The 20,156-nt window shown below is 34.5% G+C and carries 18 protein-coding genes; 14 read left to right on the forward strand and 4 right to left on the reverse strand.

Annotated features, from left to right (window positions below; genetic code table 11):
- Nucleotides 1-10: 10 nt before the first annotated feature.
- The 11 genes from larA to bcp all read left to right on the forward strand — a co-directional run bounded on the left by larA (nucleotide 11) and on the right by bcp (nucleotide 11,565).
- Nucleotides 11-1,297 (forward strand): nickel-dependent lactate racemase, encoded by a 1,287-nt coding sequence (gene larA / locus X926_RS05480; protein WP_103065331.1) that lies wholly within the window; start codon nucleotides 11-13, stop codon nucleotides 1,295-1,297.
- 274 nt (nucleotides 1,298-1,571) lie between these two features.
- A complete protein-coding gene (gene iscB, locus X926_RS05485) occupies nucleotides 1,572-2,867 on the forward strand; it encodes an RNA-guided endonuclease IscB (RefSeq protein ID WP_103065332.1) in 1,296 nt (431 codons plus the stop codon).
- A gap of 64 nt (nucleotides 2,868-2,931) precedes the next feature.
- Nucleotides 2,932-3,723, forward strand: a complete 792-nt coding sequence (locus X926_RS05490) for an electron transfer flavoprotein subunit beta/FixA family protein (protein ID WP_103065333.1) — start codon at nucleotides 2,932-2,934, stop codon at nucleotides 3,721-3,723.
- Nucleotides 3,720-4,721 (forward strand): electron transfer flavoprotein subunit alpha/FixB family protein, encoded by a 1,002-nt coding sequence (locus tag X926_RS05495; RefSeq protein ID WP_103065334.1) that lies wholly within the window; start codon nucleotides 3,720-3,722, stop codon nucleotides 4,719-4,721. Before X926_RS05490 ends, X926_RS05495 begins: the two co-directional genes overlap by 4 nt.
- Nucleotides 4,714-6,132 (forward strand): FAD-binding oxidoreductase, encoded by a 1,419-nt coding sequence (locus X926_RS05500; RefSeq protein ID WP_103065335.1) that lies wholly within the window; start codon nucleotides 4,714-4,716, stop codon nucleotides 6,130-6,132. Before X926_RS05495 ends, X926_RS05500 begins: the two co-directional genes overlap by 8 nt.
- A gap of 19 nt (nucleotides 6,133-6,151) precedes the next feature.
- Complete coding sequence (locus X926_RS05505) at nucleotides 6,152-7,618, forward strand: rhamnulokinase family protein (RefSeq protein WP_255408261.1); 1,467 nt, start codon at nucleotides 6,152-6,154, stop codon at nucleotides 7,616-7,618.
- 183 nt (nucleotides 7,619-7,801) lie between these two features.
- Nucleotides 7,802-8,425 carry a pyroglutamyl-peptidase I gene (locus tag X926_RS05510; protein ID WP_103065337.1) on the forward strand — a complete coding sequence of 208 codons (624 nt, stop codon included), beginning with the start codon at nucleotides 7,802-7,804 and terminating at the stop codon, nucleotides 8,423-8,425.
- Nucleotides 8,426-8,454: 29 nt separating this feature from the next.
- Nucleotides 8,455-9,129, forward strand: coding sequence for a 5-oxoproline transporter, DUF969 family subunit (locus tag X926_RS05515; protein WP_103065338.1), 675 nt, complete (start codon nucleotides 8,455-8,457; stop codon nucleotides 9,127-9,129).
- Entirely contained in the window at nucleotides 9,129-10,061 is a 933-nt protein-coding gene (locus X926_RS05520; protein WP_103065339.1) for a DUF979 domain-containing protein, read from the forward strand. Before X926_RS05515 ends, X926_RS05520 begins: the two co-directional genes overlap by 1 nt.
- A 206-nt stretch (nucleotides 10,062-10,267) precedes the next feature.
- Nucleotides 10,268-10,903, forward strand: a complete 636-nt coding sequence (locus tag X926_RS05525) for a class II aldolase/adducin family protein (RefSeq protein WP_199171184.1) — start codon at nucleotides 10,268-10,270, stop codon at nucleotides 10,901-10,903.
- Nucleotides 10,904-11,076: 173 nt separating this feature from the next.
- On the forward strand, nucleotides 11,077-11,565 hold the full coding sequence (bcp, locus tag X926_RS05530; RefSeq protein WP_103065340.1) for a thioredoxin-dependent thiol peroxidase: 489 nt from the start codon (nucleotides 11,077-11,079) through the stop codon (nucleotides 11,563-11,565).
- 42 nt (nucleotides 11,566-11,607) lie between these two features.
- Here the strand turns inward: bcp and X926_RS05535 are convergent, their stop codons facing one another.
- Nucleotides 11,608-12,099: a ferritin gene (locus tag X926_RS05535; protein WP_103065341.1), complete on the reverse strand. Its 492-nt coding sequence runs from the start codon at nucleotides 12,097-12,099 to the stop codon at nucleotides 11,608-11,610.
- A 286-nt stretch (nucleotides 12,100-12,385) separates the two neighbouring features.
- Between X926_RS05535 and X926_RS10310 the strand changes: the two genes are divergently transcribed.
- The 3 genes from X926_RS10310 (at nucleotide 12,386) to X926_RS05550 (ending at nucleotide 17,325) form a co-directional block, all read left to right on the forward strand.
- Nucleotides 12,386-14,698, forward strand: a complete 2,313-nt coding sequence (locus tag X926_RS10310; protein ID WP_233186689.1) for a methyl-accepting chemotaxis protein — start codon at nucleotides 12,386-12,388, stop codon at nucleotides 14,696-14,698.
- A 131-nt stretch (nucleotides 14,699-14,829) separates the two neighbouring features.
- Nucleotides 14,830-16,068, forward strand: a complete 1,239-nt coding sequence (locus X926_RS05545; protein WP_103065342.1) for an ABC transporter substrate-binding protein — start codon at nucleotides 14,830-14,832, stop codon at nucleotides 16,066-16,068.
- 45 nt (nucleotides 16,069-16,113) lie between these two features.
- Nucleotides 16,114-17,325: a 2,3-bisphosphoglycerate-independent phosphoglycerate mutase gene (locus X926_RS05550; RefSeq protein ID WP_103065343.1), complete on the forward strand. Its 1,212-nt coding sequence runs from the start codon at nucleotides 16,114-16,116 to the stop codon at nucleotides 17,323-17,325.
- Between the two features lie 170 nt (nucleotides 17,326-17,495).
- Here X926_RS05550 and X926_RS05555 read toward each other — a convergent pair whose 3' ends face one another.
- From X926_RS05555 to X926_RS05565, 3 genes are all read right to left on the reverse strand, one after another.
- The gene (locus tag X926_RS05555) at nucleotides 17,496-18,560 is read right to left on the reverse strand and encodes a YqeG family HAD IIIA-type phosphatase (RefSeq protein WP_103065344.1); all 1,065 of its coding nucleotides are present in this window, start codon (nucleotides 18,558-18,560) and stop codon (nucleotides 17,496-17,498) included.
- On the reverse strand, nucleotides 18,535-18,789 hold the full coding sequence (locus X926_RS05560; RefSeq protein ID WP_103065345.1) for a DUF4911 domain-containing protein: 255 nt from the start codon (nucleotides 18,787-18,789) through the stop codon (nucleotides 18,535-18,537). The genes X926_RS05555 and X926_RS05560 overlap by 26 nt, the downstream gene beginning before the upstream one ends.
- An 80-nt stretch (nucleotides 18,790-18,869) precedes the next feature.
- Nucleotides 18,870-20,156 carry a PhoH family protein gene (locus X926_RS05565; protein ID WP_103065346.1) on the reverse strand — a complete coding sequence of 429 codons (1,287 nt, stop codon included), beginning with the start codon at nucleotides 20,154-20,156 and terminating at the stop codon, nucleotides 18,870-18,872.

Genomic DNA, 20,156 nt, shown 5'->3' on the forward strand with positions numbered 1-20,156 from the left:
GTGTGAAAAAATGAGAGTTAAAATCCCATATGGTAAAGAAGTAAAAAAATTAGATTTAGATGAAAATTTAAATGTTTCTTTATTAAAAAAGTCGGAAGCTAAGGGCGTGTGGGGTGCTTTTGACATTGAGATGATGAAAGCGTTGAGTTCTCCTTTTGGCACCCCTTCTCTTTCAACCTTGGCTAAAAGGAAAAAAGACTGTTGCATAGTTATTTCGGATACCACAAGACCCGTACCAAATTCTCTTATTTTGCCCTATATAATCTATTCCGTGAGGTTAGGTGGTATTAAAAAGGAGAATATATCAATCCTAATCGCAAATGGTTCACATGAACCAGTCCCAGAAAGTATGTTTGAAGAATTAGTTGGTAAAGAAGTTTTGGATGAAAATATAAAAATAATTAATCACGATGCATACGATGATACTCAATTGAAAAAGATTGGGCAAACTTCTTCTGGTTGCCCCGCTATTGTGAATAAAAAATATTTAGAAGCGGACTTAAAGATCTGTACAGGTTTAATAGAACCCCATTTTATGGCAGGATATTCAGGGGGAAGAAAGTCAATCTGCCCAGGAATCGTTGGCATTGAAACCTTGAAAGTATTTCATGGTGTTCAGGCAATGGGAGATCCACATTCAAAAAGTTGTCAGCTAGAAAATAATCCTGTTGATAAAATCGCTAGAGAAGTGGCTTTGATGGCTGGCTGTGATTTCATAGTAAACGTTTCTTTAAACGGGAAAAATGAAGTGAATGGGATTTATGCAGGTGATATCTTTCAAGCTCACGAGATAGGTTGTAATATGGTAGCATATGATTCAATAGTGAAAATTGAAGAACCTGTGGATATAGTGATAACCTCAAATGGAGGATATCCTTTAGACCAGAACTTTTATCAAACCATTAAAGGTTTAGTTGAAGCTTCAGAGATTTTAAAACCTGATGGAGTAATAATAATGGCTTCTAAATGCGAAAATGGCATCGGGAAAAAAGAATTTAAAGAAATGCTTTTAGAAGTAAAAGAGAAGGGAATAAAAGAATTTTTAAAAAACCATGATTCGTCAGAAACTTTCAAAAGCGATCAATGGGAAGTCCAAAAGTTAACTCAAGTATTAGAGAAAACGAAAAACATTTTTATGTTGTCATCGTTAGATGAAGAAGAGTACAAGTATACTTTTTCAAATAAAATCAATAGTTTAGAAAAAGGATTAAAAAACGCTTTAAAATTAAAAGGGCACCGTGCCAAGATAGCGGTAATTCCTCAAGGGCCCTACGTTGTTGGAAAGATAAAAAATTGAAAAGGAGCCAAGTTTAGTCAACAACCCCCGTCTAAAGACGGAGGCGAAAAGCCTCGGAGTTGACCAGCCTAAGTTTGAAAACAGCTTAACGGCAAAGTTGGAAGACTACGTTATTCTGGTCATGACACCTTGGAATGCTGGAGCCAGTTCCATGCCCTGTCGTTCAACATTAAACAGGCATACGGGGTTGAAGCCAGTGTGTTGAACGCAAAAAGCCAGAATAACATTGGCGAGGCTCACTTTAACCCGAAAGGGATAACGGGAGGTAACTTCCATGGAAAAGAGATCTGTACAACGAGTTTTTGTGTTAGATAAAAACAAACAGCCACTTATGCCATGTCATCCTGCGAGGGCAAGAGAGTTACTGAAGAAAGGGAAAGCAGCAGTATTTCGTTACCATCCATTCACAATTATTCTGAAAGATCGTGAAGGTGGAGATACTCAACCTATACAGGTTAAAATCGATCCTGGCAGTAAGTATACTGGAGTTGCTTTAGTAGCAGATTTTAAACGTGGTAAGAAAGTTATTTGGGCATCTGTGATTTATCACAGAGGACATGTAATTAAAAAAAATTTAGATACTCGTAGAGGGGTAAGACGTTTTCGTAGAAATCGAAAAACAAGATACCGAAAGCCACGATTTTTGAATAGGAAGAGAAAGGAAGGTTGGTTGCCACCTAGTCTCATAAGTCGTGCAGAAAACATTCTTACATGGGTTAAACGTATTCGACGTTTTTCTCCAGTTACGAGTATTTCAATGGAGTTAGTCCGTTTTGATACTCAAAAGCTACAAAATCCAGAGATTAAGGGGGTAGAGTATCAACGAGGAACATTGTATGGATATGAAGTAAAAGAGTATCTCCTCGAAAAATGGGGTAGAAAATGTGCATATTGCGGTAAAGAAAATGTACCGTTAGAAATAGAACATATCGTACCAAAATCTAAAGGTGGAAGTGACAGAATAAGTAACCTAACATTAGCTTGCCACGAATGCAATCAGAAGAAAAATAATCAATCTATCGATGAGTTTCTAGCTAACAATCCTAAAAAATTGAACCAAATAAAGGCAAGAGCAAAGGGGCCCCTCAAAGATGTAGCATCAGTTAATGCTACACGTTGGTATCTGTTTAACCAGTTGAAGAAAGAAGGATTACCTATCGAAGTAGGAACTGGTGGACAGACAAAATACAATCGTGAGATGCAAAATTATTCCAAAAAACATTGGATAGATGCAGCTTGTGTAGGAGAAAGTGGTTATAACGTTCAACTCGAACCAGATATGCAAGTCTTAGAAATCACAGCGATGGGTCATGGAATGCGTAGAATATGTTTTGTAGATAAATATGGGTTTCCAAAGAGTTATCGCCCAAAAGAACGAACATATATGGGATACAAAACAGGCGACATAGTCTTAGCAAATGTACCAAAAGGGAAAAATAAAGGTATCCATATTGGGCGAATTGCAATACGACATAGGCCAAGCTTTTTATTAAATGGTGTTGGTGATGTACATCCAAAATATCTTACATTACTACAAAAGAATGACGGTTATGGATATCAAATATCTTAAAAGGAGGAGAGATTCTGCATTCCTCTCACCATTAAAATGGTGAGTCCCCTGCAGATTTTTTTTCATGGAAATATGCGTATTAGTCAAACAAGTACCTTCCACTGACAAAGTACAGATAGATGAGGAAACTGGAACAATGATAAGGAGTGAATTAGAATCCGAACTCAACCCATTGGACATGTACGCAGTCGAAGAAGCAGTGAGAATAAAAGAAAGCACACCACAAACTAAGATAACGGTAGTAACGATGGGGCCTTCTTCAGCAGAATACGCACTAAAAGAAGCAATATCCATGGGATGTGATGAAGGAGTATTACTAACAGATAGAAAGTTTGCCGGCGCTGACACATTAGCAACCGCTTATACACTGACTCAATATTTAAAAGACAAACATTACGACATAATATTCGCCGGTGAAAGGGCAACAGACGGGGAAACAGGTCAAGTAGGACCATCTGTTGGCACACAGTTAGATATTCCTATACTAACCTATGTCAACAAGATAATTAACATAACAAACGATACGATAATCGTTCAAAGGGCTATAGAAGGCGGAAATGAAATTATTCAAACCGAGTTACCAGCTTTAATAACAGTTGTAAAGGAAATAAACGAGCCAAGACTACCGAATTTAGAAAACAAACTAAAAGCTAAAAAAAGTATTATAAGAATAATGAGCAATCAAGAGTTGAAAATAGAGGAAGGAAAGTTAGGACTTAAAGGGTCTCCAACAAGGGTTGTAAAAGTATTTTATCCAAAGATATCAAGAAATGGTGAAAAGATGGTAGTAAAAACCCCAAAAGAAGCGGTAGAAAAAATAACAAACTTCCTAAAAGAAAAAGGCGTGATATCATGAACCAAGAATACAAAGGCGTATGGACGATAGCTGAGATAAATGAAGGAAAAATAGAAACAGTATCGTACGAATTACTATCATGGGGAAAAGACTTAGCCACAAAATTGAATGTTGAACTATCAAGTGTAGTAATATCAAACAAAGTGGAGAATTTAGATAGCCTTATTCAATATGGGGCTGACAACGTATACTATGTTGAAGATAAGAAACTAGAACATTTCTATCCTGATGTACACACAAACATACTCAAAAAAATGGTAGAAGATTTCAAACCTGAAATAATACTTGCATCTGCAACTACAAGGGGAAGAACTCTCATGCCCGCTCTTGCTGCAAAATTAAATACGGGCTTAACAGCTGATTGTACGGACTTTGAAATAGAAGAAAAAACAAGATCTCTGATACAAATAAGGCCTGCTATAGGTGGAAACGTGATGGCAAAGATAAAAACAATAACAAAACCACAGATGGCTACGGTAAGACCTAAATCGAAACTACCTTTAGCTAAAGACGAAAACAGGAAAGGGAAAATAACAAAAATAGAGTACGATGAAGAACTCTTTCGATCAAAATATAGATGGATAGAATTTAAAAAAGACGAATCCAGCATACAACCACTTCAGCAAGCTGATGTAATCGTATCAGGTGGTAAAGGTTTAAAAAAGCCTGAGAATTTCAAATACTTACAAAACATATCAAAGAAACTAAAAGGTGCAGTTGGGGCGACTAGGGCGGTAGTAGATATGGGGTGGATAGACTACTCTCACCAAGTGGGACTTTCCGGAAAAACGGTCAGCCCAAAACTGTACATAGCCATAGGAATATCTGGTGCGGTGCAACACATAGCTGGAATGTCGTCATCTAAATATATTATAGCGATAAACAAGGACCCAGAGGCACCGATTTTCAAGGTATCTGATCTTGGAATTGTATGTGATGCTTTGGATATACTGCCGTTGTTAGAAAAAGAAATAAAATCAGGTGATCAAAATGAGTGAATACAGAAAAGTAACTACCAATACCGTTGAAAAGTTGAGAAAAATATTAAAAAACGATGCACTGTTGATATACGATGATACCGAAAGTCTAAAAAGTTACTCAAACGATGAATCAGGTGGAGAGTATTACGCACACATGCCAGATGTTGTAGTAAAACCAGAAACCAAAGAGCAAATTTCCCAAATAATAAAACTGGCAAACGACGAAATGATCCCCATAACACCACGAGGAGCTGGCAGTGGATTGGCTGGTGCGGATATACCGATATTTGGAGGAATAGTAATATCCCTTGAGAGAATGAACAGAATAATAGAAATAGATTCAGAAAATTTAGTCGCTGTGGTTGAACCAGGGGTAGTCACGAACGATCTATGTAGAATTGTATCAGAAAAAGGATTATACTATGCAGGATATCCCATGAGTGTAGAAACAAGTTTCATTGGTGGCAACGTTGCTACCAATGCAGGTGGGAGTAAAGTGATAAAATATGGAAACACATCTCACCATATATTGGGATTAGAGGTAGTAATGCCTGACGGTGAGATAGTAGAATATGGGGGAAAAAGAAGAAAAGATTCGAGTGGTTACAACCTATTACAACTCTTTATAGGTTCAGAAGGAACGCTCGGAATATTCACAAAGATATACGTAAATCTTATACCCCAGCCAGGGAAAGTCGTTGACTTGCTGGTTCCCTTTGAAAGTGTTGAAAAAGCTATAAGCAATGTCGCTCCATTAATGGTCGAAACAAAGAGTTTGCCCTCAGGAATAGAATTCATAGACAAGAAATCCATTTACTATGCTTCAAAATACACTGGAATGAAATTACCCTACCAAGACGAGGTAGAATCTTATCTCATAGTTCAATACGAAGCAACGAGCTTGCAAGAGATTGAAGAATTGTACGAAAAAGGTGGCAAAGCATTACAAAAGAACGGAGCAAAAGACGTATTCATAGCAGATAACAGAAGTAACTCTGAAAAGATATGGCGTATGAGAAGGAACTGGTTGGAAAGTTTAAAAGCTGTAGATCCGTATGTACCAACTGGAGATGTCGTAGTACCAACATCGAAGATACCTGAAATGATGACATACATCAACGAAGTAGCCAACGAGTTTAACATAGATATTCCTGTGGCAGGACATGCAGCTGATGGTAACCTCCATCCTGCACCATTAAAACCAAAAAATCTTCCACCAAATGAATGGAAAACCTTATCGGAAGAGATACTTGGAAAAATAGCGATGAAAGCTGCCCAAATGGGTGGAGCCATAAGCGGGGAACATGGAGTAGGGTTCATAAAAAAGGAGTTACTAAAAAAGACAAAACCAAAACAGTACAAATGGATGCAAGAGGTAAAAGAAACGCTTGACCCTAATAACATTATGAACCCAGGGAAGTTATTCTAAAAAAATTTTCAAAGAAAAGGTGATAATTTTGAAATATCTACACTTAGCTATCGACCTCGGAGCGTCAGGTGGAAAAGTAATGGCAGGTAACATACAGAATGACAAACTTATCTTGAGTGAAGTAAACCGTTTTTCAAACTCCCCGGTTGAAATAAATGGAATATCTTATTGGAATATCTTGAATCTGTATGATCATATAATTGAGAGCATTCACATAGCTCAAAAAAATGATCAAAAGATACTGTCTTTAGGTATAGATAGTTGGGGAGTGGACTTCGGACTTTTAAACAAAAACGGTTATTTAATAAACAATCCAATTCATTACAGAAATATGTTTAAAACGAATACAATGCAAGAGACAATAGAAAAGGTTGGCAAGAAATGGATATATGAACACTCCCCAACACAGTTTCAACCGTTCAATACATTGTACCAAATATTAGCCTACCAAAAATATGCTCCAGATTTTGTCAAAATCTCAAAAGACCTATTGATGATCCCTTCGTTGCTAAATTATTTTTTAACAGGTGAAAAAGCTATTGATTTTACAATGGCTACAACTACTCAAATTTATAATCATAGAAAAAGAAAATGGGACGATGAAATAATGAAAAAGTTTGACATTCCTGATATATTACCTGAAATAGTACCTGCCGGTACAAAAATCGGTAAAATAAAAATAGATGTTTTAAATAACAATTCAAACATAGATGTAATTCTTCCAGCCAGTCACGACACAGGGTCCGCATATTCCGCAATTGCTTCAGACCCCTCAGATACCATGTTCATTAGCTTAGGAACATGGTGCTTGACTGGTGCCATTGTTAATGAGGTCCCCTACAACGAAGAACTCATGGAAAACAATTTAGCCGCAGAGGGTTGCTTGGATGGATCTTTTAGAATATTGGCAAACGTAACAGGAATGTGGTTAATCCAAGGTATTATAAAAAGTCTCAACTTGCCGGATAATAGCGATACTTATCAAAAAATTACAGAAATGGCACAGAACGCAAAACCATTTTCTTCTTATATCAATGTAGATGATCCTTCTTTACAAAACCCTCAAGACATGATACAGGCAATAATTCAACAATCTATAAAAGATAACGATACCGTTTTAAATGAAACATCTCAAGTTATAAGAACGGCGTTGGAAGGGATTGCCTTCAAAGTAAATGAAGTTAAAGAAAAACTATCAAAGATATTGGAAATCGAGTTTAAAAGGATCCATGTGGTAGGTGGAGGAACCAGAAATAAATTACTTTGTCAATTCATTGCGGATGCAACAGGACTAACTGTTTTAACTGGCCCTATTGAAGGAACAGCCGTAGGAAACTTAGTCTCTCAGTTATACGCCTTGGAACTTGTAAAAAACTTTGAGGAAGCACGGGACTTAATAAAAAGATCTTTCGAATTTCAATGTTTTGAGCCAAAAGAACATGATATCTGGAAAGAGGCTTTTATTTCTTTTCAAAAGAAAAAATGATATAATTAATACGAATAATGGGCGGACTCTTGTCCGCTTTTTGTATATGAAAGGAGTGGAAATTCCTTTATCCAAATGTCATGTGGGCTTACTGTGGGGTGGGGAGCAGGGTGAAGGGCCGCTAATCGATGTTTTAGAGTTGCAAAAGACAGTACGTAAAATTTAAAAAGGAGGTCATATTTTATGAAAGTATTAGTTACTGGTTTTGAACCTTTTGGGGGCGATAAAATAAATCCAACAGAAAAAATTATCGACTCCCTAACAAATGAAAAGTTTGAAGGAGTTTCAATAGTTACAAAGGTCCTACCTGTTGTGTTCAAAAAAGCCGATGAGATCTTAATAGAGTTGTTGGAGGAACATAAACCTGATATCTCAATTCACTTAGGATTAGCGGGTGGTAGGAGCAGTATAAGCTTGGAAAGAGTAGCTATAAATCTGATGGACGCTAGAATCCCCGATAATGAAAATTATCAACCAAAAGACGAACAATTAAGAAAAGATGGGGAAACAGCTTACCTTTCTAAACTACCTATAAAAGAAATAGTTAACGAATTAAGAAAGGAGAGAATCCCTTCTGTTGTTTCTAATACTGCCGGATTGTACGTCTGCAACGAAGTTATGTATTTAAGTTTGTATCACTCTGCAAAATTCGGATTTCCCATTAAGACAGGTTTTATTCACGTTCCTTATCTACCAGAACAAGTTGTTGAAAAATTTCTCACAAATGGTCAAAATATACCTTGCCTGCCGTTAGACTTACAGGTAAAAGCAGTGAAGATAGCAATTCAAAAAACTATAAAATTATAACTTTTATATTTTAAAAAGGGGGTCTAGAGATGACTTGGTTGCCTATTTTAGGGGTTTTAATCGTTGTTTTAGGTTTAGCTTTGGGAAGTAAATTCAACATTAATCCTCTTATATCTGTTCTTTTAGGTGGTTTTGTTTCTGGACTATTAGGTGGATTAAGTGTAGTGCAGATTCTTGAGGTAATTGGTTCATCTTTTATTGCTAATAGAACTATGATTCTATTTTTAATTATGTTACCTGCTATCGGGATCACCGAAAGACATGGTCTTATGGAACAAATGGGGCATTTAATATCTAAATTAAGAGCAGCTACTCCTGGAAGAATAGCTTATATCTACCAACTTATACGAGAGGTTTTTGTGGCAATAGGCATAAGAATAGGAGGACATGCAGCATTCGTAAGGCCTTTAATTTATCCGATGGCAAGAGGATCTATAGGAGAGGCTGAAATTAATGAGGATGATGAAGAACAAATAAAAGCCATGACAGCTGCCTCAGAAAATATAGGAAATTTCTTTGCACAAAACGTTTTTCCTGCCTCAGCTGGACTACTGTTAATTCAAGGAGTTATGGGTGAAATGGGCTTTGAGTTAAATTTAACTAGTTTAGCAAAAGCTGCCATTCCTATGGCTATAGTTGCAGCTATCTATGGATTTATTTACTTTATGATCCTAGATAGACGATTCAAAGGGGTGAGCAAATAATGAAAGAATTCTTCTCTTCCACAAATACATTAGAAATTTTCTATATTGTAATTGGATTGATTTTACTATATTACGCATATCTAACTTGGAAAGATGAAAAACACCAACAAAAGGTGGGAACTATGATTTTTTGGATAATATTAGCTATTTTATTTATTTTTGGGAAATGGTTACCCCCCGTCATTTCTGGTATTTTGGTTGTCGTAATCGCAATTGATGCAGGTATAGGAAAGATAGGAAAAGGTACCTACTTCAATACCTCAAAAGAATTTAAAGAAAAAAGAAGAAAACAACTTGGGAACAAATTATTAATTCCCATTCTAACTATTTCAGGTGTTGCGATTTTATTCGCTGTGGTTGGATGGAATCCTTTAATTGGTTTAGGATTTGGAAGTGTTATTGCATTAATATTAAATAGATTGTATATTCCAAGAGAAACATTTGATCATATATTAGACTCTGGACGATCAACTAGCGATGCAATTGGTTGGGCCCTGGTTCTTCCACCTTATTTAGGAGCATTGGGAGCCTTGTTCAATCAATCAGGAGTTGGGGAAATAATCGCTAGTTGGATAGAAATTATATTCCCAGTTCAGAATCTATTTTGGGCACTTTTTGCTTATGCATTTGGAATGGCTCTATTTACGATAATTATGGGAAACGCTTTTGCTGCATTTGCAGTTATCACTGCTGGAATAGGGATACCAATTGTAATCCAAATCCACGGGGCAGATCCATCAACAATAGCTGTTCTGGCTATGTCTGCAGGTTATTGCGGAACTTTAATGACACCTATGGCAGCTAATTTTAATATCGTTCCTGCGGCTCTTTTGGAAATGAAAGATAAGTATCGAGTTATTAAAATACAAATATCCATAGCTTTAGCATTGTGGGTAACTCATTTATTAGTAATGTATGTCATGGCTTTCTAAATAAACTTATCCATTCATTCCACAAACAGGAAATAAAAAACTTAAAGGGAAGCTAAAGCAGATTGTATGTAACTTAGAATGATGGGGGTATTTTAAAAATTTTTGGATTCTAGAAGCATTGTTAAAAGTAGGTTTCAAAGTTTCAGAGACAGTTGAAAAACTTATAAAAAGGGGGTCTAAAACTTTCTCAAGAAAGTTATTAAATAATGAATATTAAAAACAAAGTAGTGGAATTATGCAAAAAAATATCACAAGAGGGATTAGTGAAAGGAACCTGGGGAAATGTTTCATTAAAAGACGAAAACAAAATCTATATAACTCCATCAGGGTACCCATATGAAAAAATGGTCGATGAAGATGTTACAATAATAGATTTTGAGGGTAGAGTTCTTGAAGGATTCAGAGTACCTTCTTCGGAGTACAAACTTCATATAGCTATTTACAAAAACAGAAGCGACGTGAATTGCGTTTTACATACGCATCCTATATATTCATCCATAGTATCGATTGTTAAGGAGTTTATTCCACCCTTAATCGAAGATGGTATAATGATCTGTGGTGAAAAAATTAATGTAGCAAGATATGGAGAACCAGGGTCATGGGAGTTAGCTCACAATGCAGTAAAAGCTCTAGGAACAAATAACGCAGTAATATTAAAAAATCATGGTTTAGTCACTGTGGGAGCAAACGAGACAGAAGCATTGACAGCTTCAATAGTTGCTGAAAAAACAGCTCAAATTTATATTGAAGCCCTAAAAATTGGTAATATTTCTATCCTGCCAGAAGAAGAAGCTATAAAATTGAGGAATAAGTATCTCTCTTCGTATAGACAAAAAGGCTGATTTTATTTTTGCCCTTAAAACAATGGTTTGAGGAAAATCTCTGAGTTTCTTAAGACATTAAAATTTTTACAAATTTCGGACATTTAGAACTCAATTTTTTACACTCAAATTATTATTTTTAAATTAGAAACAAACGTTGTGGATTCGCCTTTTAAAAAAGGAGGATGCTTAAAATGAAATATCTTAATTTTGGAATAGGCGATAAAATACCAGAGTTTTCACTCAAAGATTCTGACGGTCATCAGATTAATAGCAGGGATTTTATCGGAAACTGGCTTGTACTCTATTTCTATCCACGGGATAACACTCCTGGTTGTACTAAAGAAGCAGTTGATTTTTCAAACTACTTAGAGGATTTCAAAAAATATAATTGCCAAATAGTGGGAGTGAGTGCCGATACTGTAGAAAAACATTCAAACTTTAAAGAAAAACATAATTTAAAAGTGATTTTACTAAGTGACCCCGAACATTCCGTTCTTGAAAAATTCGGCGTCTGGCAACTTAAGAAGAATTACGGTAAAGAAAATTGGGGAGTTGTTAGATCAACAATTCTGATAGATCCAAATGGAACAATTAAAAAAGTATGGGAAAATGTAAAAGTAAAAGATCATGTTTTAGATGTACTGGAAAGCTTAAAAAACCTATCAAATAAAAGGGAGTAAACTCCCTTTTATTTATAACAGTCTATATTTTATTAAATTATTTCATTGCCTACTACCAAGTTGACTATTGAATATGAACAAAGCTGTTTTGTTTTCACCAATCATTTTCAAGGTATCTACAATCTTCTTTGTATTAGCTTCTTCTTCTATTTGTTCGTTTACAAACCATTGTAGAAAACTTTGAGTTGCATGATCGTTTAATTCTATGGCTAAATCAACCAACTTGTCGATAGATTGTGTAACTGAAAGTTCATGTTCATATGCATCATTAAAAGCTTCTAAGGGGCTTCCCCATCCTTTCTTCGGCTTTTCGATACTACCTAATTCTACTACACCATCTTTGTCGTAAATATAGTCATACAACTTATGGGCATGAGTAAGCTCTTCTTTTGCTTGTACTTTCATCCAATTAGCAAATCCTTCTAAATTGATTGAATCAAAATATGCTGCCATCGAATAATAGAGGTACGCAGAAAAAATTTCTTTGTTTATTTGTTCGTTAAGGGCATTCAACATCTTATCTTCTAATTTCATATGCTTATTCCTCCTCGTGATTTTAAGTATGCTTTCTTTAGAAACTCTAAAACTTTCTTCAAAACATACAATTGGCCTTATAATCCTTTTACAATCAAAATCATATTTTTAAAGTTTAGTCATTCCAAAATTTTCTATACTTAGTTAATTATAACTTATAATTTTTTCATTTATCAAAACATTGTATTAAATAAGCAATAAAATTCTTTTTTATCAGTTTAGTTTACTATTTTCTTTTGATATGGTATAATTTTGAAGAAAACGCTTCCACGAAGGGGGAATCCATGTGAAAAAATTGGACTTATCTAAAGTTCATTGGTTTAACAAATTCGGTAACAAGATAGGAATTATGTTGATTCTTTTCGCTCTCATACCAAGTGTATTTTTTGTAATATACATTACCAATGCTATTCAAAAAAGTTCTGAACAAAACGAGGCACAAGTATCTGCCTTGATTGAGTCTTTAAATCAGGATTATTTAGATCAAATTAATAAATATAACTCTTTAATTCAAGAACAACTAAACCAATACAACGATTATTTAACAAATCAAATAGACACCATAGAGGCACAATTTTCCGAACAGTTAGAAAAAAATTATACAGATTCTTTTGATAATTCTTTAGAAACCTTAAGTCACGTTTTCATTAATTTTATAGATACTGAAAAAAATTCACTTGAGAAATCAGGAAAAATGATAGCTTCTATTCCAAGTATTCAAGAGAAAATCGCTTCAAAATCTATTTCTTTGATTGAAAGATACAGTTTACTTGAACCTTACGTAACATCCCAGCAATACAACGGGATGCAACTTTGGATTATGAACACTCCTGATACGCGTGGCAGTGGTTTGGAAATTACTTCAAGAAATACATCGTATAAAGTACAAAAAAAGGCTGAAACCTATTTAAAAGGATATGAATATACAAAAGATTTGAATATCGAAGACTTTTTAAATAACCAATTTAAAAAAATCCTAGACATTGGTTATATGACTCCGGTTATAGAAACTAAGTCATTCAATTCTACACCTTATTTTATCGGAATTTTTCCAGTAGTCGATCCTATCGCTACAAACACGGTAAATGGGTTTCTAGTGGTCTTAGAAGAATTTGACAATCAAAAATTGTTGGAAATATCGAAACTTCTAGACGCATACATAACTTTATTCAATAAAGATTTCAACGTTCTTTATTCAAATTTACCAGAAGAGGAAGTTTCTTTAAATGAAAGTAAATTAAATGAACAATTTATCAGTGAAGAAATAATCAATAAACCTTTGAGAAGTTTTTATTTCCAAACAGATGAATTCGATGGCATATACCTTCAAATTGCAAAAGAATTCCAAACATTAGAGACATCAATCAATATTCCTTTACAAACATCTTTTGAACTACCTTCATTAACCCCGAAACAAATAAATTTTGAATTAGATTTAGGCTTGAATAAAATCATCAGAAACGTTACGTTTATATTGTTAATTCTAATCATTATCATTATTGCTGTTTCTTACTTGTTTAGAAAACAATTCGGAAACAGAATTGAACGATTAACAAATACTGTTGAAAAGCTTTCAGAAGGAGACCTAACGGTAAACTTTGAAAGCAAAAGCAAAGACGAAATAGGGCAGATGGCTAACGCTCTATCAGAAATGAGTAAAGAACTAAGAAGATCTATGGGCTCAATAATGCAAGCATCAAACAAAGTAGAAAATGCATCAGAAAGTCTAACGCAATCATCACAAGAAAGTAGAAAGAGCTCAGAAGAACTCAAAAACCAGATGGACAAGATACAAACAAATGCAGAAGAAACGGCAGGAAACGTAGAAGAAGTAACCTCAGGGGTAGACGAAGTAGCAAGGGCAGCACAAGGAGTATCCCAAGACGCACAAAGGTTAAGTGAAGAAGCAGATGAAACAAGTAAAGCTGCAGAAGAAGGAAGCAAAACGATAGAAAGTATAAGTCAAGCGGTGAAAGAAGCGGTAGAAAGGACAAAAGAAAGTCAAAAAGAAGTAGAAACACTTGCAAGCAACGCCAAGAACGTACAAAGTATAGTAGAAACGATAAACTCGATAACGGAACAAACGAACCTGTTGGCACTAAACGCAGCGATAGAAGCAGCAAGGGCAGGAGAAGCAGGAAGAGGCTTTGCAGTAGTAGCGGATGAGATAAGGAAGTTAGCAGAAGAATCAAGAAATGCAACGGATGAAATATCCCAGATACTAACCAACATAACGCAAGGAACGAACAAAGTAAACGAATCGACGAACAAGGTAGTAGGAACGATAGGAGAAATAAACGAAAAGATGGTGAATGTACAACAAAGTTTCAACAGGATAAAAGAAAGGATAGAAAGGATGAACCAAGGGATAGAAAACATGACTGCAAGTGCAGAAGAACAAAGTGCAAGTGCACAAGAGATGAGCACAGCGATGGACAGGGTAGCGAAAGCGGTAACAGAAATAAGTGAACAACTAGAAAGATCAAGAAGTGTAATAGACGAACAAGTAAACCAAGCTGTAGGAATAAACGAAGAAGCAAAAGAGTTGAGTGAATTAGCCACAGAGTTAAAAGGGTTGGTTGAAAGTTTTAAAATATAAAAATTTTTTTCAAAACAAGGCAGACCAAACAGTCTGCCTTTTATAATTGACAAATGAACTTTACCTTAAAAAACAATTGATATTTTTATGATATAATTTAATTAATACAGAAATACAAGGGGGTGTGTAAAATGAAGAAGAAATTTTTTATTTTCATTATCACATCTTTATTTATCAACTTGTTTGCTGTTCAAATAACTATAGCGGTCGAATCAATTGAAGATCAAATCCAATTACTAAACTCCCAAATAGAGAATTTTGAAAAACAAAATCCAGATATTGACGTTGAAATTTATTTGATTCCTAGCTACCCAGGTTCAACTTACAAATTTTACGGGACATTTGTAGTCACCAACGCAAAAGAACCTACGATCTTATCTCTCGATATGGAATGGATAAATGAATTTTCTCCATTTCTTGTAAGCTTAAATCAAGATGCCGAATATTTTGACTTAAACAATCTTGTTCCACAAACCATAGAAATGGTAACAATTAACAGCGAAATAAAAGCAATTCCTTATTACGTTGAAACTGGCGTTTTGTATTATCGAAAAGATTTATTAGAAAAATATGGATACGAAGTACCGAAAACTTGGGATGAATTGATTACAATCGCAAAGGATATTTCTCAAAAAGAGGGAATAGAAGGTTTTGTTTGGCCAGGTGCTAGATACGAGGAACTCACAACTTTTTTCCTTGAAATTTTATATTCTAATGGAGGCAAGATATTCGAAGGTGATAACTTTGTTCTAGAACAGCAAGAAAATAAAGAAAAGGCTTTAGAAAGCTTAAAAATCTTAAATAACATTATATCTGAAGAAATTAGTCCAAAAGGCATAACAACGTACAGAGAAGAAGAATGCAGAAATATATTCCAAAGTGGCGAGGCTGTTTTCATGAGGAATTTGAGTTATGCTTGGCATTTATTAAATAGCGAAGGTTCTGCTGTTAATGGAAAGGTGGGGATTGCCCCTATTCCAAAAACTGAATTTACTAATCAACATGTATTTGTGCTTAAAGGAAAAGCTTTGGCAATTAACCCTAATGCTTCTGATGAAGAAAGAGAAGCTGCGAAAAAATTTATAAAATATTTGATTTCCAAAGAAAATCAAATACAAAGATTGACACAATTAAACTTTTTACCAACTGATTTAGAAGTCTTCAACGAACCAATTATTTCAGAAGTAGACCCAAATTTATTGAATTTTAGATCTTCCTTAGAAAATTTAGTGTTGAAACCAAAATCGCCTATATACACAGAAATTTCGTTTCCTATACAAAATAATGTTTACGATGTCTTAACAGGAAGAATTACCGTTGAAAGAGCTTTAAAGAACATTATATCGGAAATAAAATTTTTACTACGTTAAAGGATTAAATAAGTTATAAAAATTAATTCCGGAGGTGTAATATTCGTGACTAGTGTTGATAGGCAACAAATTATAAAAGATTTAGTAGTTAAGACAGATTCTAAAATCGTATTACTCGTCATGGATGGATTAGGAGATCTACCAAAAGACGGTAAAACACCACTACAAGCTGCATACAAACCCAACATGGATGCTTTAGCCAAAGAAAGTGACTTGGGACAAAGTTTACCTGTTTTACAGGGCATTACCCCTGGTAGCGGGCCTGGACATCTTTCACTTTTCGGCTATGACTCCCTAAAGTATGATATAGGAAGAGGTATATTAGAAGCTCTCGGACTAGGAATAAGAGTAGATAAAAAGGATGTTGTCGCAAGAGGAAATTTTGCTACAATAAAAGATGGAATAATAGTCGATAGAAGGGCAGGGAGACCTTCTAGTGAAGAATCAAAGAAAATCGTAGAAATCCTCTCCCAAAATATTAAAAAAATAGAAGATGTTGATATTACTTTCTATCCTGGAAAAGAACATAGATTTGTCGTCAAGTTTACAGGGGAAGGCTTATTTGATGAGGTAACCGATGCTGATCCACAAAGAGAAGGTCAACCAATGGAATGGGCCAAGGCAACGAATCCTGATTCTGAAAAAATGGCTAATATAGTCAACAAATTGATAAGAGAGATAGGGGAAGTGTTGAAGGATCAACCAAAAATGAATTTTGCACTATTACGAGGATTTTCCAAACATCCTCTACTGCCATCTTTTGAAGAAAATTATAAACTAAAAGCCGCTGCTATAGCTACATACCCTATGTATAAAGGGCTTGCAAAATTAGTTGGAATGGACGTTTTAGAAGCTGGTCAAACAACAGAAGATGAGGTCGAAACATTGAAAAAAGTATGGAATGAATATGATTTCTTCTACTTTCATGTGAAAAAGACTGACTCTTATGGTGAAGACGGTAATTTTGAGGAAAAAGTGAAGGTAATAGAGGATACCGATCAAGCCGTAAAAGAAATTTTAAGCCTCAATCCAGATGTTTTAATTATAACCGGAGATCATTCCACTCCTGCTTTACTAAAAGCACACAGTTGGCATCCTGTCCCAGTCTTGCTTTATTCAAAATATGTAAGAAAAGGACTGTCTGTATCTTTTGATGAATATGAATGCGCAAAGGGGACCCTTGGAACGATATCAGCATTGGATATTATGCCGTTAGCTTTGGCAAATGCTTTAAAACTAGAAAAGTACGGAGCTTAATCAAAGCGGGCCATATGGCCCGCTTCTTAAATTGTATTTGAAGTATCAAAAGCAAATTGATTACATGGTCCTCCAATTTGAAATAGTCCTCAAGGCCTTTAAAGGCAATTATTTTAAAAATTCTTTGTTTTTCTCAATATTTATATTTTCTTTTTCATATTTCAAAACAACTATTCGTTCTTTACCAAGGTGGGTTTTTTTCTTATCCATTTCAATGCTATTCTTTCAAAAAACCTCATAAAACGAGTCCATAATCCTTCTTTTTTAGACAAAGGTTTAACTTTTATCGTGTAAAAACCTAAAGCATTCCCTAAAGCAACATCCGTGAAAAGTTGATCCCCAATCACTACGCCTTCCCCAGGTTTGTAACCATGAAACTTTATTTTTTTTCTGATTTTAAACCTTAATGGCTTCATTGCAGAAGCCAATAAATCTATGCCCAAATCACTTAATTGAGCATCTAAATTCATAAAACGCTTTTTTGAACTATTACTTGCTATTAATATATAGAATCCGAGATCTTTTAATTTTAAAAAAAGATCGATGACTTCTGGTTGTAAATAATCACTATGCCATTCGCTGAGAGTGTTATCGAAATCAAAAACTAAAATTTTATACCCCTTCTCTTTTAGGTGCTGGTAATCAATATCAAATACACTTTTTTTAAATTCATTTGGACCTACTAAATCAATTGCTCTAAAAAACCAACCTATAGTATAAAAAAATACATTGTAAGCAAATTTTGTGAATCCAGCCATAAATTGCTTAAACTTATTTTCGAGTCCATAGGTATAAGGATTTATCAAAATTGTATACAATCCCAGACGATTTCCTACGCTAATATCCGTGATAAAAAGATCACCTATAATAACAGTTTCTGATTCTTTGGAACCGAGTTCTTCTAAAACAGATTTTAATTTTTTAGTATTAGGTTTTTTCATACTTGTATATACTTTTACCTTACCCATAGTCAGTTTTTCAATAATTTTTACTTTTTCTCTTTTGGAATTTGTAACTATTGCCACTTTAAAACCATCGTTTATTAATTTGTTTAAAAGGTTCACTGTTTTGTCGGAAATATTGTCATCTCTCCAGGCAGTAATAGTAAAATCATAATCCATAAGAATAGTGTTAAAACCAAGCTTTCTTAATTTTTCATAATCAACTGAGTATATATCAGGACTATATTCTCTAGGTATTGGAATATATTTAAATAATCCCGTTATGTGGTTCAATACTTACAACCTCCACTTTGATGTCAGAATTTTTCAGAGATTTGAGTAAAGTTAATGCTTCATCAACTAAACCTGCTGGTACTATTATTTTAAAATACCCGTTCTCTTGTTTTTTTCTAATGTTCATTATGTGAGCTTCAGCTTCAACCAGATAAATTAAAAGGTGAATATCTTCTTTTGCAATGTCTATGTAGATATCGTATTCAGGATGCAGACTTTTTTCCTTCATTAATTTATTTTTCCTCCTCATAACTTGCTTTAGCACTCCTTCAACCCTTAGCCCACCCTAAGTATCTTTTTGAACATAGTCTACAAAATTTCAGAAGATATAGTGGCTAATTCTGACCTTTCACCTTTTTTCATTGTAATATTCGCAGATAAAGAATTATCTCTAAATTTTGATGCAGTGTAGACTAAACCGTTAGATGAACTGTCTAAATAGGGGTTATCTATTTGATATGGGTCTCCTGTTAATACAATTTTTGTGCCCTCTCCAACTCGAGTCAAGATAGTTTTTACTTCAGCAGGTGTTAAATTTTGTGCTTCGTCAACTATCATGTATTGGTTTGGAATCGTTCTTCCTCTTATGTAGGAAAGTACTTCTATCTCCAATAAATCTTTCTTAGTTAAATATTCTTCTGGTTTCTTACCGCTACCTTTAAATAACAAATCTAAATTATCATATATAGGTTGTAACCATGGCCGCATCTTTTCTTCTATATCTCCAGGTATATACCCGATATCCTTCCCCATCGGTATAACAGGCTTTGAAACCAAGAGCTTATTGTATAATTTTTCAACTTGCACACAATATAAGCCTGCTGCTAACGCTAGTAACGTCTTACCCGTCCCAGCCTTACCAACTAGCGTCACAAAAGGTATGTCAGGGTTTAAAAGTGCATCCAAGGAAAAAACTTGTTCTACGTTTCTAGGTTTTATTCCAAAAATTTCGCTTTCAAAATCTATCAAAATTGATTGAAACTTCTTTGACTTAGAATCATATCTTAAAAATAAATCCCCGTAATTCAGATATGTGTTTGGGAAAGGTTCTTCTTTGAACCCTAATTCTGAAAAATCATATTCATCCTTTTTTTCAACCTCTATACTTGGATTTTCATTTATGTAATAACCATCAGGTAGAAGTTTTATGTCTATTTTATCAGTCAAATAATCTTGGCTTTCTAATCCTAATGCATCAGCCTTGATCCTTAGGTTTAAATCTTTACTAACTATTATAGTTTGTAAGTCATCTGTTGTTTTTAAAAACATGGCGTAATATAATATGAAATCATCTTTTGATTCTCCCAGATAAGTAGGGATTTTATGTTTTTCATCGTTTTTTTCCAGCGCCAAGATTTTCAATGTACCTCCGCCAGGCAATTTGATCCCTTTATGTAATGGTGTCCCGTTTCTAAAACTATCTAAAATTCTGTTAACCTCTCTGGCGGATTTTGCCACTTTATCGCTTCTCGTTTTTAGCTTGTCAATTTCTTCTAATACTGGAAATGGTATTAAAACATTGTTATCTTGAAAATTGAGAATACTGTTAGGATCATGAATCAAAACATTTGTATCGATAATAAAATTCTTAACCAC

Origin of the sequence: Petrotoga sp. HWHPT.55.6.3, from assembly GCF_002895495.1 — a bacterium.
Taxonomy (GTDB): Bacteria; Thermotogota; Thermotogae; order Petrotogales; family Petrotogaceae; genus Petrotoga; species Petrotoga mobilis.

Coding starts and splice junctions, on each gene's coding strand:
- X926_RS05525 (WP_199171184.1), top strand. CDS start 10,268: ATGAATATTAAAAACAAAGTAGTGGAATTATGCAAAAAAATATCACAA.
- X926_RS05520 (WP_103065339.1), top strand. CDS start 9,129: ATGAAAGAATTCTTCTCTTCCACAAATACATTAGAAATTTTCTATATT.
- X926_RS05510 (WP_103065337.1), top strand. CDS start 7,802: ATGAAAGTATTAGTTACTGGTTTTGAACCTTTTGGGGGCGATAAAATA.
- iscB (WP_103065332.1), top strand. CDS start 1,572: ATGGAAAAGAGATCTGTACAACGAGTTTTTGTGTTAGATAAAAACAAA.
- X926_RS05500 (WP_103065335.1), top strand. CDS start 4,714: ATGAGTGAATACAGAAAAGTAACTACCAATACCGTTGAAAAGTTGAGA.
- X926_RS05560 (WP_103065345.1), bottom strand. CDS start 18,789: ATGAAGGAAAAAAGTCTGCATCCTGAATACGATATCTACATAGACATT.
- X926_RS05545 (WP_103065342.1), top strand. CDS start 14,830: ATGAAGAAGAAATTTTTTATTTTCATTATCACATCTTTATTTATCAAC.
- X926_RS05495 (WP_103065334.1), top strand. CDS start 3,720: ATGAACCAAGAATACAAAGGCGTATGGACGATAGCTGAGATAAATGAA.
- bcp (WP_103065340.1), top strand. CDS start 11,077: ATGAAATATCTTAATTTTGGAATAGGCGATAAAATACCAGAGTTTTCA.
- X926_RS05535 (WP_103065341.1), bottom strand. CDS start 12,099: ATGAAATTAGAAGATAAGATGTTGAATGCCCTTAACGAACAAATAAAC.
- larA (WP_103065331.1), top strand. CDS start 11: ATGAGAGTTAAAATCCCATATGGTAAAGAAGTAAAAAAATTAGATTTA.
- X926_RS05490 (WP_103065333.1), top strand. CDS start 2,932: ATGGAAATATGCGTATTAGTCAAACAAGTACCTTCCACTGACAAAGTA.
- X926_RS05515 (WP_103065338.1), top strand. CDS start 8,455: ATGACTTGGTTGCCTATTTTAGGGGTTTTAATCGTTGTTTTAGGTTTA.